Annotated in this window: 14 protein-coding genes; 4 read left to right on the top strand and 10 right to left on the bottom strand. The window is 66.6% G+C overall.

Annotated elements, in window-relative coordinates; all coding sequences use genetic code 11:
• Positions 1-56 precede the first annotated feature (56 nt).
• On the top strand, positions 57-380 hold the full coding sequence (gene trxA, locus Q5H94_RS10550) for a thioredoxin TrxA (protein WP_304561224.1): 324 nt from the start codon (positions 57-59) through the stop codon (positions 378-380).
• Between the two features lie 45 nt (positions 381-425).
• On the opposite strand, the gene Q5H94_RS20520 is transcribed toward trxA, so the two are convergent.
• From Q5H94_RS20520 to argJ, 3 genes are all read right to left on the bottom strand, one after another.
• Positions 426-590 (bottom strand): SEC-C metal-binding domain-containing protein, encoded by a 165-nt coding sequence (locus Q5H94_RS20520; protein ID WP_431312158.1) that lies wholly within the window; start codon positions 588-590, stop codon positions 426-428.
• A 151-nt stretch (positions 591-741) separates the two neighbouring features.
• The gene (locus Q5H94_RS10545; protein WP_304561223.1) at positions 742-1,350 is read right to left on the bottom strand and encodes a glutathione S-transferase family protein; all 609 of its coding nucleotides are present in this window, start codon (positions 1,348-1,350) and stop codon (positions 742-744) included.
• A gap of 22 nt (positions 1,351-1,372) precedes the next feature.
• Entirely contained in the window at positions 1,373-2,602 is a 1,230-nt protein-coding gene (gene argJ, locus Q5H94_RS10540; RefSeq protein WP_304561222.1) for a bifunctional glutamate N-acetyltransferase/amino-acid acetyltransferase ArgJ, read from the bottom strand.
• 196 nt (positions 2,603-2,798) lie between these two features.
• Between argJ and Q5H94_RS10535 the strand changes: the two genes are divergently transcribed.
• The 3 genes from Q5H94_RS10535 (at position 2,799) to secA (ending at position 7,855) form a co-directional block, all read left to right on the top strand.
• Complete coding sequence (locus Q5H94_RS10535) at positions 2,799-4,712, top strand: glycosyltransferase (RefSeq protein WP_304561221.1); 1,914 nt, start codon at positions 2,799-2,801, stop codon at positions 4,710-4,712.
• Between the two features lie 40 nt (positions 4,713-4,752).
• Positions 4,753-5,019 carry a hypothetical protein gene (locus Q5H94_RS10530; RefSeq protein WP_304561220.1) on the top strand — a complete coding sequence of 89 codons (267 nt, stop codon included), beginning with the start codon at positions 4,753-4,755 and terminating at the stop codon, positions 5,017-5,019.
• Between the two features lie 103 nt (positions 5,020-5,122).
• Entirely contained in the window at positions 5,123-7,855 is a 2,733-nt protein-coding gene (gene secA, locus Q5H94_RS10525) for a preprotein translocase subunit SecA (protein WP_304561219.1), read from the top strand.
• 119 nt (positions 7,856-7,974) lie between these two features.
• Here the strand turns inward: secA and Q5H94_RS10520 are convergent, their stop codons facing one another.
• The 7 genes from Q5H94_RS10520 to Q5H94_RS10490 form a co-directional block, all read right to left on the bottom strand.
• Positions 7,975-8,601, bottom strand: coding sequence for a CC0125/CC1285 family lipoprotein (locus tag Q5H94_RS10520; RefSeq protein WP_304561218.1), 627 nt, complete (start codon positions 8,599-8,601; stop codon positions 7,975-7,977).
• Positions 8,602-8,739: 138 nt separating this feature from the next.
• Positions 8,740-9,015, bottom strand: a complete 276-nt coding sequence (locus tag Q5H94_RS10515; protein ID WP_304561217.1) for an HPr family phosphocarrier protein — start codon at positions 9,013-9,015, stop codon at positions 8,740-8,742.
• On the bottom strand, positions 9,012-9,419 hold the full coding sequence (locus Q5H94_RS10510) for a PTS sugar transporter subunit IIA (protein ID WP_304561216.1): 408 nt from the start codon (positions 9,417-9,419) through the stop codon (positions 9,012-9,014). The genes Q5H94_RS10515 and Q5H94_RS10510 overlap by 4 nt, the downstream gene beginning before the upstream one ends.
• Positions 9,419-10,369, bottom strand: a complete 951-nt coding sequence (gene rapZ, locus Q5H94_RS10505) for an RNase adapter RapZ (RefSeq protein ID WP_431312157.1) — start codon at positions 10,367-10,369, stop codon at positions 9,419-9,421. The genes Q5H94_RS10510 and rapZ overlap by 1 nt, the downstream gene beginning before the upstream one ends.
• Positions 10,366-10,797 (bottom strand): HPr kinase/phosphorylase, encoded by a 432-nt coding sequence (locus Q5H94_RS10500; protein ID WP_304561215.1) that lies wholly within the window; start codon positions 10,795-10,797, stop codon positions 10,366-10,368. The genes rapZ and Q5H94_RS10500 overlap by 4 nt, the downstream gene beginning before the upstream one ends.
• Positions 10,794-12,356, bottom strand: coding sequence for a sensor histidine kinase (locus tag Q5H94_RS10495; protein WP_304561214.1), 1,563 nt, complete (start codon positions 12,354-12,356; stop codon positions 10,794-10,796). The genes Q5H94_RS10500 and Q5H94_RS10495 overlap by 4 nt, the downstream gene beginning before the upstream one ends.
• Positions 12,328-13,035, bottom strand: coding sequence for a response regulator transcription factor (locus Q5H94_RS10490; RefSeq protein WP_304561213.1), 708 nt, complete (start codon positions 13,033-13,035; stop codon positions 12,328-12,330). Before Q5H94_RS10490 ends, Q5H94_RS10495 begins: the two co-directional genes overlap by 29 nt.
• Positions 13,036-13,194 lie beyond the last annotated feature (159 nt).

The raw sequence follows: 13,194 nt of genomic DNA, 5'->3' as shown, positions 1-13,194 counted from the left end.
CGGCTTGAGCGAGGCGCGTTGCACACTTAGATTGCGCCCCGACAAGGAGATACATCATGGCCACCAAGGCGATTACCGATTCGAGCTTCGAAGCCGACGTCATCAACGCGAGCGGCCCCGTGCTGGTCGATTTCTGGGCGGAATGGTGCGGGCCGTGCAAGATGATCGGGCCGAGCCTGGAGGAAATCTCCGAGGAGCTCGGCGAGCAGGTCACGATCACCAAGCTCAACATCGATGAGAACCCCGATGCGCCGGGCAAGTACGGCGTGCGCGGCATCCCGACGATGATCCTGTTCAAGAACGGTGCGCCCGCCGCGACCAAGGTCGGCGCGGAGCCCAAGGGCCGCCTGAAGGCGTGGCTCGAAGGCGAGCTGGCGTAAAACACGCAATTCGGGCCGCGATCCTCACCGATCGCGGCCCGTTTTCTATCTATCGGTAATAGTCATGCCGCTCTGCGCCGTCGAAACCGGCCGCTGGTGAGGCAACAGGCCTTGAAACCGGCGTCCCGAACCGCAGGGGCAGGGATCGTTACGGCCCAGCTTTTCGACGAGTTCGACGTCGCCGTGAACGACGCGGAGGCCGCGCTTCACATGCGTTTCGGACGGGAAACCCTTACGCCGCTTCGAGCTGACCTCGAAAGCAGGGCAGGTCGGCGAAGTGATCGATAGTGCGCATGATCGCCTCCTCTGGTTCGGCCGGTACGGACCGGCCTCGCGCAGATGAACGCGGGTCGCGTGGACGTCAAGTCAGCGGGATCATCACCTGCGAGGCGAAGCCAGGCCGCTCCATCAGCCGCTCGTACCACGCGCGCACACGCGGCCGCTCGGGCCGCTCGATGTCGAGCGTGAACCAGGTGTGCGTATAGACGCCCATCGGAATGTCGCCGATGCCGAACGCATCGCCCGACAGCCAGGGCGTCTCCGCCAGATAGCGGTCGAGGATCGCCATCGCCTGTCCCGCGCGCTCCGCCGACGCGGCAATCGCCGCCATGTCGCGCGCGTCGGGCGTGCGGCGCACCAGATTGACGAAGGCGTCGCGCTGCGCGTCGGCATAGCTGAACTGCCAGTCCATCCATTTGTCGCCGGCCGCGCGCGCTGCCGGATCGGCGGGCCACAAGTCGGGCGCGTATTTCGCGGCGACGTAGCGCAGGATCGCGTTCGATTCCCACAAGACCAGGCCGGCATCCTCTATCGTCGGGATCAGGCGGTTGGGGTTTTTGGCGGCGTAATCTTCCGGGAAACCGAACTGCCCGCCGACGTCATGGCGCACATAGTCGACGCCGATCTCTTCGGCGAGCCACGCGACCTTCTTGACGTTGTGCGAATTGAGGCGGCCCCAAATCTTCAGCATAGGACTCTCGTCAGCATCGCGCTCAGCTCCGGTAGTCGGCGTTGATCGAGATGTAGCCGTGCGTCAGGTCGCAGGTCCACACCGTCGCCTTGCCGTCGCCGAGGCCGAGGTCGACGCCGATCTCGATCTCGCTGCCCTTCAGGTGCGCGGCGACCGGGGCTTCGTCATAGCCCGCCACCACCAGACCCTCGCGCGCGACGAGCGTGTCGCCGAAGCGGATCGCGAGGCTGTCGCGCTCGGCCGGCTCGCCCGCCTTGCCCACCGCCATGACGACGCGGCCCCAATTCGCGTCCTCCCCGGCGATGGCGGTCTTGACCAGCGGCGAATTGGCGATCGATAGCGCGATGCGGTGCGCGCTGCGGTCGCTCTCCGCGCCGGTGACGGCGATTTCGATGAACTTGGTCGCACCCTCGCCGTCGCGCACGACGAGGTGCGCGAGTTGCAGGCACAGGTCGGACAGCGCCGCGCGGAAGGCGTCGGCCCCCGCATCGTCGTCGCCGGAGAGCGGTGCGTTGCCCGCCTTGCCCGTGGCGAAGGCGAGGACGGTGTCGCTGGTCGATGTGTCGCTGTCGACGGTGATGCACGAGAAGCTCGCGCGGTTCGCCTCGGCGAGGGCGGTTTGCAGAAAGGCGGGCGAAACCGCCGCGTCGGTGAAGATGAAGCCGAGCATCGTCGCCATGTCCGGCGCGATCATGCCCGATCCCTTGATGATGCCGGTGAGCGTCACGGTCCGCCCGTCGACGATGGCGGTGGTGACGGCACCCTTGGGAAAAGTGTCGGTCGTGCTGATCGCGACGGCGGCCTCTTCCCACGAACATTCTGCGGCGGCGAAGGCGGCGTCGAGCCCGGCCTCGGCCTTGTCGATCGGCAGCGGCACGCCGATCACCCCGGTCGAGGCGACGAACACGTCGGAGGGCTGGCAGCCGAGGTGCACGGCCGCGCGCGCCGCGATCGCCTCCACCGCCGCGCGTCCGCGATGGCCCGTGAAGGCGTTGGCGTTGCCCGCGTTGACCACCAGCGCGCGCGCCTGGCCGAGCGTCAGCGCCTGTCGGCACCACTCCACCTCGGGCGATGGGCACTTGCTCGTCGTCGTCACGCCCGCGACTGTCGTGCCCGCATCGAGCGCCACGAAGGTGAGGTCGCAACGGTCCCAGGTCTTGTACCGCGCGCGCGCCACGTGCGGCACGACTCCGGCGACGGCGGGCAGGTTCGGGAACGCGGCGGGCGCGAGCGGGGAGAGGGGCGAAGTCATGCGCGGCCCCTTATCGCGTGGCCGAGCCCACGAAAAGGCCGCGCGGAAGGCGGACGGGTGTTCATGTGCGGTAAAAGCCAGACTTTCTACTGGACCGCGGAACTTGTGCGCTGCACCAACGTAACGACTATTGCGGCAGGTCGGGGGTCCGGGCTGTCGCCCGGACCATCGTGATCACTCGGAGTTTCTGAGCCGCATGTCGATTACCCGTGAAATCCTTGATCCTGGCCTGATCTATCTGGCCATGATGAGCCTGTGTACGACAGCGCTGATGGCGATCACCATCCGCCGGGCCTTCGCGATCGAGGACGATCCTGCTCGCGAGCCGGCGCAACTCGCGGTCTGTGCGCTGGTGAGCGCGCTCGTGGCGGCGCTGGTGAGCGGCGTGGTTAGCGGAGCGATCCTCGTGGCGGCGGTCAGTGCCTTGCTGACGCTCGGCATCCGCATCGCGCTCCCGCGCCTGACGATCGCGGGCGCACAGCAACTCGCGCTGCTGCCGCTCGGCTGGATCGTCGGCACGCTGTGGACCTATTCGCTGTTTACCGAAGCCGCGATGCCGACGTGGATGCTCATCGCGATGGCGCTGACGAGCGCGGTGTCGGCGCTGCTGCTCGGCCTGACATTCGCGGTATCGCTGGCGCGGCAGGCGGTGCTGACGCATCGCGACTGGCGACGCCCGATCATGCCCGCCGACCCGATCCCCGCGCGCCGCGCGCCCAAGGTGTCGATCCATTTGCCCGCGTACGCCGAGCCGCCCGAAGTGGTGATCGCGACGCTGAATGCATTGTCGCGGCTCGATTATCCGAATTTCGAGGTGCTGATCTGCGACAACAATACGCAGGATCGCAATCTGTGGATGCCGGTGGAGGCGCATTGCCAGCGGCTCAACCGCGGCCTGGGCGAGGCGCGTTTCCGCTTCTTCCACGTCTCGCCGCTGCCGGGCGCAAAGGCGGGGGCGCTCAACTGGCTGCTCGATCATGTCGAATCGGATGCCGATCTCGTCGCGGTGATCGATGCCGATTACGTGTCGGACGCCGATTTCCTGTCGCGCCTGACCGGGTTCTTCGACGATCCCAAGATCGGCTACGTGCAGACCCCGCACGACTACCGCGCCTATGAGGGCGATGCGTATCTGACCTCGTGTTATTGGGAATATATGCCCAACAACAAGATCGAGCTGTCGGGCCTGAACGAATACAATGCCGCGATCACGATCGGCACGATGTGCATCGTGCGCCGCGATGCGTTGCTCGCCGCAGGAAAATGGGCGGAATGGTGCCTGACCGAGGATTCGGAAGTGTCGGTGCGCTTCCGCGAGCTCGGCTATGACGGCATCTATCTGCGCGATACGTTCGGGCGCGGACTGATCCCGGAGAATTTCGCCGACTACAAGAAGCAGCGCTTCCGCTGGACGGCGGGGCCGGTGCAGCAGTTGCGGCGCCACTGGCGGATGTACCTGCCGCGCGTGCTGGGCGGATCGGCGCAGCTCAACCGCTGGTCGAAGGTGCTCGAATGGCAGCGCGGCGTCGAGCCGTTGCTCGGGGCAATCGGCACGATCCTCGGTTTCGTCGGGGCGATTGCGGGGGTTGTCTCGATCGCCGCCGGCTACGTGCCGACGCTCGATCTGCCCCCGGTGTTCTGGACGGCGGCGCTGATCGCGGCAGGCGGCTCGCTCGCCGCGACATGGCTGCGCTACCGTCTGAGCGACTGCAACGATATGGGCGACATGCTGCTCGGCGAAATCGCGCGCATGTCGCTGACGCATATCCAGATGGTCGGCGGGTTCGCAGGGTTCTCCGCCAAGCCGCTGGCGTGGCGACGCACCCCGAAGTTCCGCGGTCAGGCGGCGGGCCTGCGCGCGCTGACCGAGACGATGCCGGAGACGCTCATCGGCCTCGCGCATGTCGCGTTGGCGATCGCCGCGCTGGCGTTGCGGCAGGGGGCGAACGACGATGTCGGCCTTCTGATCGCACTCGGCGCGACCGTGTCCGGCGTGCGTTTCCTCTGCGCGCCGGTCATGGCGCTGCTCAGCGAACGGCGGTTCGCAACGACGGCGGCAGCCGAGGGAGACGTGGTGACGTTCCCGGTCCCGGCCGCGCGCGCGGCTTGACCGTGCGACCCGACTGGACGGGAGCCGCAAGACTTCATAGATGCGCCTTGTGAACCTGCTGCTCATCCTCTCGGCCCTGATGACCGCGCTGACCGGCGCGATCTCGGGCGGGCGTGCGGTCGCGGTGAGCGCGCACACGGTGTCGCTCGCGCAGGGCGAGGTTCGTCAGGTTTCGCGCGCCCGCCCGGCGCTCGCGCGGGCCGTCCCATTCGAACTGCCGGGCCTGCGGACTCTCGCGGCGATGCCGCAGGTCGTCGTGGCGCTCCCGCGTGCGGTGCCGATCTTCGCGAGCCGCCTGCGGATCTGATCGCGCCCTGACGGCCGGGTGCCGTCCTGACTGCTCCTGCATTTCGCGCCCCGGCAGTGCCTGCGGGCGCTTCTCCTCAAATTCGAAAACACTGGAATTGCCCATGCTCGGCGGCCTTGCCAAAACCCTGTTCGGCTCCTCGAACGATCGCTACGTCAAATCGCTCGGCAGCATCGTCAACAAGATCGCCGCCTTCGAACCGTCGCTCTCGGCCATGTCGGACGAGGAGCTCTCGCAGCAGACCGCACGCTTCCGCGAGCGGCTGGCGGCGGGCGAGACGCTCGACGATCTGCTGCCCGAGGCCTTCGCCACGGTGCGCGAAGCTGCGAAGCGCACGATGGGCATGCGCCACTTCGACGTGCAGATGATCGGCGGCATCGTCCTCCACCGCGGCGAGATCGCCGAGATGCGCACCGGCGAGGGCAAGACGCTGGTGGCAACGCTCGCCACCTACCTCAATGCGCTACCGGGCACCGGCGTCCACGTCATCACCGTCAACGACTATCTCGCCGCGCGCGACGCCGAGTGGATGGGGCAGGTCTACCGCTTCCTCGGCCTGACCGTGGGCGTCATCATTCCCAATCTCAGCGACGATCAGCGCCGGGCGGCGTATCATTCCGACATCACCTACGGCACGAACAACGAGTTCGGCTTCGATTATCTGCGCGACAACATGAAGTATGATCGCGGATCGATGGTGCAGCGCGCCTTCAACATGGCGATCGTCGACGAGGTCGATTCGGTGCTGATCGACGAGGCGCGCACGCCGCTGATCATTTCCGGCCCGACCGACGACAAGTCCGATCTCTACAAGCTGGTCGATGCCGTCGTGAAGCAGCTCGCGCCCGAGGATTACGAGAAGGACGAGAAGCAGAAGTCGATCATCCTGACCGAGGACGGCACCGAGAAGGTCGAGCGGATGCTCGAGACCGCCGGGCTGCTGGAGGGCGCGAACCTCTACGATTTCGAGAATACGCAGGTCGTGCATCACACCAACCAGGCACTGCGCGCGAACATGATGTTCAAGCGCGACGTCGATTATCTGGTGAAGGACGGCAAGGTCATCATCATCGACGAATTCACCGGCCGCATGATGGACGGGCGGCGCTGGTCGGACGGCCTGCACCAGGCGGTGGAGGCCAAGGAGGGCGTCGAGATCGAGCCCGAGAACCAGACGATGGCCTCGATCACCTTCCAGAATTATTTCCGCATGTACCCCAAGCTCTCGGGCATGACGGGCACCGCCGCGACCGAGGCGGCCGAGTTCTTCGAAATCTACAAGATGAACGTCGTCACGATCCCCACCAACGTCGACGTGAAGCGCGTCGACGAGGAGGACGAGTTCTACAAGAACACGCAGGACAAGTTCGCCGCGATCGCCAAGAAGATCGGCGTGCATGCCGAGCGCGGCCAGCCGGTGCTGGTCGGCACGGTCTCGATCGAGAAATCGGAACTGCTGAGCGAATTTCTCACGCAGGAAGGGGTCGATCACAAGGTGCTGAACGCCCGCTTCCATGAGATGGAGGCGCATATCGTCGCGCAGGCCGGTCGCAAGTCGGCAGTGACGATCGCCACCAACATGGCGGGTCGCGGCACTGACATCCAGCTTGGCGGCAATCTCGAATTCCGCATCAACGACGAGCTCGCGGAAATGCCCGAGGGGCCCGAACGCGAGGCGGCGATCGAGCGCATCCGGCTCGAGATCGCGGCGGAGAAACAGGCGGTGCTCGACGCGGGCGGTCTGTTCGTGCTCGGCACCGAGCGGCACGAGAGCCGCCGCATCGACAACCAGTTGCGCGGCCGTTCGGGCCGTCAGGGCGATCCCGGCCTCTCGCGCTTCTACCTGAGCCTCGACGACGATCTGCTGCGCATCTTCGGCCCGGACACTTTGTTCGCCAAGATGATGCGCTCGAACATCCCGGACGGCGAGGCGATCGGCTCGCCCTGGCTGTCGAAGGCGATCGAGACGGCGCAGCGAAAGGTCGAGGCGCGCAACTACGATATCCGCAAGCAGGTCGTCGAATATGATGACGTAATGAACGACCAGCGCAAGGTCATCTACGAGCAGCGCAGCGACATCATGGACGCCGATACCGTCGGCGACGTGGTCGAGGACATGCGCACGGAGACGGTCAACGCCGTTGTCGGCGAGGCGTGCCCGCCGGGATCATACCCCGAGCAGTGGGACGTCGAAGGCATGAAGGTGCGCGCGGGCGAGCTGCTCAACGTCGTGCCGCCGGTCGAGGAATGGTTGAGCGAGGACGCCATCGACCCCGAGATCGTCGAGGAGCGCGTCAAGGCCGCCGCCGATACCTTGGTGGCGGAGAAGGCCGCGTCGCTCGATCCCGAGACCTGGATCCAGGTCGAAAAGTCGATCCTGCTGCAGAACCTCGACCATCACTGGAAGGAGCATCTCGCGACGCTCGACGCGCTGCGTCAGGTCGTCCATCTGCGCGCCTATGCGCAGAAGACGCCGATCAACGAGTACAAGCAGGAGGCGTTCTCGCTTTTCCAGCGCATGCTCGACCAGATCCGCGAGGACGTGACCAAGACGATCGCCTATGCCGAGTTCCAGATCCAGCCGCCGCCCACGCTGCCCGATCTGCCCGACTTCATCACCACGCATTTCGACCCGTTCAGCGGCGAGGACGATACGTTCGATCTCGACGGTGGCGGGTTGATTACGACGACGATGCAACCGCCGCTGTCGATCCCGCGCCCAGAAGGCGACGAGATCGGCCAGGATCCTGCTAGCTGGGAAGGCAAGGTAAGCCGCAACGCGGTGTGCCCGTGCGGATCGGGGCGGAAGTACAAGCACTGCCACGGGGCGGTGTGACATGGAAAACCCCTCCCCTTCAGGGGAGGGGCAAGGGGCGGGGGACGTCTCGCAGAGAGATCGCTTGCGACGCGGCCCCACCCCAACCCCTCCCCTGAAGGGGAGGGGCTAGAAAGACATCAGCGTTTCGGGCCGGTTTCCGGCATCACGATCGTCGGGCCCAGGTTCTTGATGACGTCGCGCGCGTCGAAGGCGCGGATGTTGTCCCTGGGCTTCGGGCCGTGGCCGAGGATGATCTCGGCATTGGCCTCGAACTTGTCGATCGTCTGGACGTCGATGCTGCGATCGAAGAAGGGATCGCCCCAGAACGGATCCCACGAACGCCAGCCGCCGAAGCCGCGCCCGCCGTAGCGCCAGCTCGGGCCCCAGCCGCCGTAGCCGAAGCCGAACCCGCCGCCGAAGCCACCATAGCCGCCGTAGCCGATTCCCGGCGTCGTGTAGGTGCGCTGGCGCTTGTCGGTCTGGCGCTCGGCCATCACGAAATTGTCGAAGCCCTGCTGCACGGTCAGCTCGGCGGCGCGGTAGAGCAGGTAGCGCTCGACGGTATCGCGCGAGGTGTAGCTGTTGCCCGCGAAGCTCACCATGAAGCGGTTCGATTCGATCTGGCGGTCACTATAGCCGCTGCGCGCGAAGCCCTGGCCGGTCGCTGGGCGATAGGTAGTCTCGGTCGCGCAACCCGCCGTCAGCAGGGTAGCGGCCAGCAACGCCCCGATCATGCCGCGGCGTGCGTTCTTTGTGTTCAACATCTGAAGAGCTCCAGTCCAGTCAGCGCTTGCGGTGAAACGAGCCGAAAGCGCCATCGCATGAGGGAACGATCGAGCGCAAATAAAGTCTCGCGGCTGAACGGTTTATGACCAAGAATTCACCAGCGTAACGATCTGCGGTCATTCCTCGCCGAAACGCGCCTCGACCAGTTCTGCGAGCGCACTAACGGCGGCTTCGGCACCGTCGCCGTCGGCACTGATGATGATCGAATCGCCCATCGCCGCGCCCAGCATCATCAATCCCATGATCGAGGTGCCGGTGACCGATCCCGAACCGTCCTTCTCGACGGCGACCTCACAGGCTTGCGTGGAGGCGAGCGTCACGAATTTCGCGGAAGCGCGCGCGTGCAGGCCGCGCTTGTTGGTGATGAGGACCGTCTTGGTAACCTGGCTCACGCAGCCGCCTCTCCCAGCACCTCGGACGCGACCGAGATATATTTGCGGCCAGCTTCACGCGCGGCGGCGACAGCGTCAACCACCTTCATCGATTTTCGCGCCGATTCCAGCCGGATAAGCATCGGCAGGTTGATGCCGGCGATCACCTCGATCCGGCCGCGTTCCATCAGCGAGATGGCAAGGTTGGAGGGCGTGCCGCCGAACAGATCGGTCAGAACGATCACGCCGCGCCCGGCGTCCACCGCCTTGATCGCCTCGGCAATCTCGTTGCGGCGCGCTTCCATGTCGTCGTCGGGGCCGATCGCGACCGCGGCGATCCGCTCCTGCTTGCCGACGACATGCTCCATCGCCATCACGAATTCGTCGGCGAGCCGACCGTGCGTTACCAGAACAAGCCCGATCATCAATTCTGTTTCCCGACCCCGTCGGCGTTCCCGGACGCGCCCTCCAGTGAGTCCTGCGGCGCTGTGGCGAGATCGCGATGCAGGACCGTGGGCGAAAATCCCGCCTCGCGCAACCGGCCAGCAACACGTTCCGTCACGTGGACAGACCGGTGTCTCCCGCCGGTACAGCCGAAGGCGACGGTAACGTATGATTTCCCTTCCGCCCTGTAGCGCGGGAGCAACAGCAGCAGCAGCGACTCGATCTGCCCGACCGCACCTTCATAGGCCGGATCCGCCGCCACATAGGCGCTGACGTCGGCGTCGAGGCCGGTGCCGGGGCGCAGCTCGGGCACCCAGTGCGGGTTGCGCAGGAAGCGCATGTCGAACACGAGATCGGCGTTGCGCGGCAGGCCGCGTGCGAAGCCGAACGACATGACCTGCAACGTCGGCTCGCCGAGCCCTTCGCCGCCGAAGGTCGCGCGCACCTGCTGCGCGAGTTCGTTGGCGCTGAGATCGGTCGTGTCGATCAGCCGGTTCGCCCAGCGGCGGATCGGCGCGAGCAGTTCGCGTTCGCGGGCGATGCCGTCGGCGGCGGGGCGGTCGAGCGCGAGCGGATGCCGCCGCCGCGTCTCCGAATAGCGCCGCTCCAGTTCGCCGCCCGCGCAATCGAGAAACAGCGTGCCGATATCGCGGCCCTGCTCCTCGCCGAGCGCCTTGATGCGGGCGACGATGCGCGCCGGGTCGAAATCGCGCGTCTTGGCGCCGAAGCCGATCGCCAGCGGCTGGGTCGAGCGTTCGGCCCCCTTGGGCAAGGGTGCGCTCAGCAGCCGGTCGAGCAACAGCAGCGGGAGGTTGTCGACCACCTCCCAGCCGAGATCCTCGAGCGTGCGCAATACCGTCGACTTGCCCGCGCCCGACATGCCGGTGACGAGCAATATGTCCTGGCGATCGCTGCTCATGTCGATCGTCATGTGGCCCCCTCCGTCGCCAGACGCAAGGCGAGCTCTACCTTGATCGGGGCGGACATCGCGGCGGGATCGACCGTCATCACCGGCAGGCGGACGCCCGCGATCTCCTCAGACAAGCCCTTGTCGGGCATGCGCGGCACCTCGCCTTCGAGCCGGACAAGCAGGGCGACGCGCGCGCTGGCACGGTGCGCCACCGTGACGATGCCGATGCCGCGTACCTCGATCAGGCCCGCGATCGTATTCGGGGGGGAGGCGAGCAGGCTCCCGTCGTCGGTGGTGAGGTTGGTCTGGTCGTCGCTCACCAGCAGCGCGCCGCGATCGATCAGCCGCAGCGCGAGGTCGGACTTGCCCGCGCCCGATCCGCCGAGCAGCAGTACGCCGTGCCCGCCGATCGCGACGGCGGTCGCGTGAATGCGCAGCGGCGGCGTCACGCCTGCGCCAACGGAAGCTGCACGACGAAGGCCGCGCCGGGCGTGCCGTCCGCGCGGTTTTCGATGCTGATCGTGCCGTGATGCGCCTCGACCACGGTCCGCGCGATGGCGAGGCCGAGCCCGCTGTGCTTGCCGAACGCCTCGCCATCGGGGCGCAGCGACTGGAAGCGGCGGAATACCTGTTCGCGCGCATCCTCGGGCACGCCGGGGCCCTCGTCCTCGACGCGGATGAGCAGGTCGCCCTCGGCCCCTGCAGCCGCGATGACGATCAGGCCGCCGTCGGGCGAAAAGGAAATCGCGTTGTCGATCAGGTTCTCGAATACCCGTTCCAGTCGCGCGCCTTCGCCGAGCGTGACGAGCTGTTCGGCATCGAGGCGGTCGAAGCGCAAGGTGATGCCGCGTTCTACGCCGCGCGCGTCGCGCTGCGCAAGCAAGGCGGCGATCATCGCGCCGATATCGACGCGCTCGAACTTCACGCGGCTGAGCTGCGCGTCGAGCCGCGAGGCTTCCGAAATGTCGGTGATCAGCCGATCGAGCCGGTGAACGTCGTCCCGCACGATCGCCATCAGCTGCTCCTGCAACGCCGGATCGCGGATGCTGGCGAGCCCCTCCACCGCCGATCTCAGCGAGGCGAGGGGGTTCTTCATCTCATGCGTCACGTCGGCGGCGAAGGCTTCGATCGCGTCGATGCGCGCACGCAGCGCGAGGCTCATGTCGGAGAGCGCGCGGGCGAGCATGCCGATCTCGTCGCGGCGGGTGGGGAGGCGCGGCACCACCACCTCGCGCGCGCGCCCGAGCCGCACCCGCACCGCCGCACGGGCGAGGCGGCGCAGCGGCCGCACGATGGTGCGCGCGAGGAACAGCGACAACAGGATCGACACGATCGAGACGACCAGCAGGATGATGGCCAGCCGGTAGCGCTCGATCCGCACCGTCTGCGTGATGTCGCGCGCGTTGACCGTCGTCATCACCACGCCGCCGCCGGGCATGGCGGAGGCGGCGGTGATCACGGGCGTGCGATCCGGCGCGCGCCAGACGGTCGCGTGCGCCCGCGACATGACGAGCGCCGGGCGCACATCGGGCCAGTCGAGCGCTTTTCGACGCTCGCGGTACAAAGGCGCGCGCGGCGCCCCTGCCACGGTGTCGATCATCGCGTCGAGGAAACGCGCTGCGCCAAGCGTCCAGGGTTGCTTGTCGGGATCGGCCAGCCCGAAATTGCGCAGGCCGAGCGCGCGCGTGTCGAGCGCGGGCGCGTCGTTGGTGGTGTAGAGCCGAACCCACACGCCGGTATCGCGCGCCAGCCTGAGCGCGAGGGCAGGCCGCTCCGCCGTCGGTGCCGCGCCCAGCGCCTCGGCGATCAGCCGGGTCTCGCGCCCCGATTGCGCCACGCGGTAGTCGACGATGCGGCTGCGGTACGAATCGAGGTAGAAGAACCCGCCCGCCAGCAGCGCCAGCGCGAACACGTTGACGAACAGGATTCGCGGCGTCAGCGAAACCCGGGCGGACCAGCGCAGCGTCAGCTCGCGGTCGTCACTCCTCCGAGAATCGATATCCGGCACCGTAGAGCGTTTCGATGGAGTCGAACTCTGGATCGACCTGGCGGAATTTCCTGCGCACGCGCTTGATGTGGCTGTCGATGGTGCGGTCATCGACGTAGATGTCGTCGTGATAGGCCGCGTCCATCAACTGGTTGCGCGTCTTCACGACGCCGGGCCGCTGCGCCAGCGCCTCCAGAATCAGGAATTCGGTGACGGTCAGTGTGACGACGCCGCCTCCCCAGGTGACGCGGTGGCGCGCGGTATCCATCTCCAGCCGGCCGCGCACCAGCACCGTCTCGGACGGTTCGCCACTCTCGCCCGCCGGGGCCTGTGCGACCTCCGTACGGCGCAGAATTGCGCGGATTCTGGCGATCAGCAGCCGGTGTGAGAAAGGCTTGGCGATGTAGTCGTCCGCGCCCATCGCCAGCCCGAGCGCCTCGTCGAGCTCGTCGTCCTTGGAGGTGAGGAAGATCACCGGCATCGTGCTCTTCTCGCGCAGTCGGCGGAGCAGCTCCAATCCATCCATGCGCGGCATCTTGATGTCGAAGATCGCCAGCTCGGGCGGGTTCTCGGTCAGCGCCTTCAGTGCCGTCTCGCCATCCGAATAGAGCCGCGTGACGAAGCCCTCGGCCTGAAGCGCGATCGACACCGAGGTCAGGATGTTGCGATCGTCATCGACGAGCGCGATCGTAGCCGTCATCTTGGGCGGTGGCCTTTGTTACCGGATGCCCGATTAGTCCAAAGCCGGGACACGCTCAACCAGATCAATTTGTCTCGTTTGACCGAAGCGGGACGTAGCGATAATGGCTCGCAAGAGATATCACATACACCGCTGTCCCTAAACCGGCGCGATGAGGAG

Source organism: Sphingomonas immobilis, from assembly GCF_030580995.1.
GTDB lineage: Bacteria > Pseudomonadota > Alphaproteobacteria > Sphingomonadales > Sphingomonadaceae > Sphingomonas > Sphingomonas immobilis.
Note: the sequence above shows the minus strand (reverse complement) of the source record. Positions and strands in the feature narration are given on the sequence as shown.

Coding starts and splice junctions, on each gene's coding strand:
- trxA (WP_304561224.1), top strand. CDS start 57: ATGGCCACCAAGGCGATTACCGATTCGAGCTTCGAAGCCGACGTCATC.
- Q5H94_RS10545 (WP_304561223.1), bottom strand. CDS start 1,350: ATGCTGAAGATTTGGGGCCGCCTCAATTCGCACAACGTCAAGAAGGTC.
- argJ (WP_304561222.1), bottom strand. CDS start 2,602: ATGACTTCGCCCCTCTCCCCGCTCGCGCCCGCCGCGTTCCCGAACCTG.
- Q5H94_RS10535 (WP_304561221.1), top strand. CDS start 2,799: ATGTCGATTACCCGTGAAATCCTTGATCCTGGCCTGATCTATCTGGCC.
- Q5H94_RS10530 (WP_304561220.1), top strand. CDS start 4,753: ATGCGCCTTGTGAACCTGCTGCTCATCCTCTCGGCCCTGATGACCGCG.
- secA (WP_304561219.1), top strand. CDS start 5,123: ATGCTCGGCGGCCTTGCCAAAACCCTGTTCGGCTCCTCGAACGATCGC.
- Q5H94_RS10520 (WP_304561218.1), bottom strand. CDS start 8,601: ATGTTGAACACAAAGAACGCACGCCGCGGCATGATCGGGGCGTTGCTG.
- Q5H94_RS10510 (WP_304561216.1), bottom strand. CDS start 9,419: ATGATCGGGCTTGTTCTGGTAACGCACGGTCGGCTCGCCGACGAATTC.
- rapZ (WP_431312157.1), bottom strand. CDS start 10,369: ATGACGATCGACATGAGCAGCGATCGCCAGGACATATTGCTCGTCACC.
- Q5H94_RS10490 (WP_304561213.1), bottom strand. CDS start 13,035: ATGACGGCTACGATCGCGCTCGTCGATGACGATCGCAACATCCTGACC.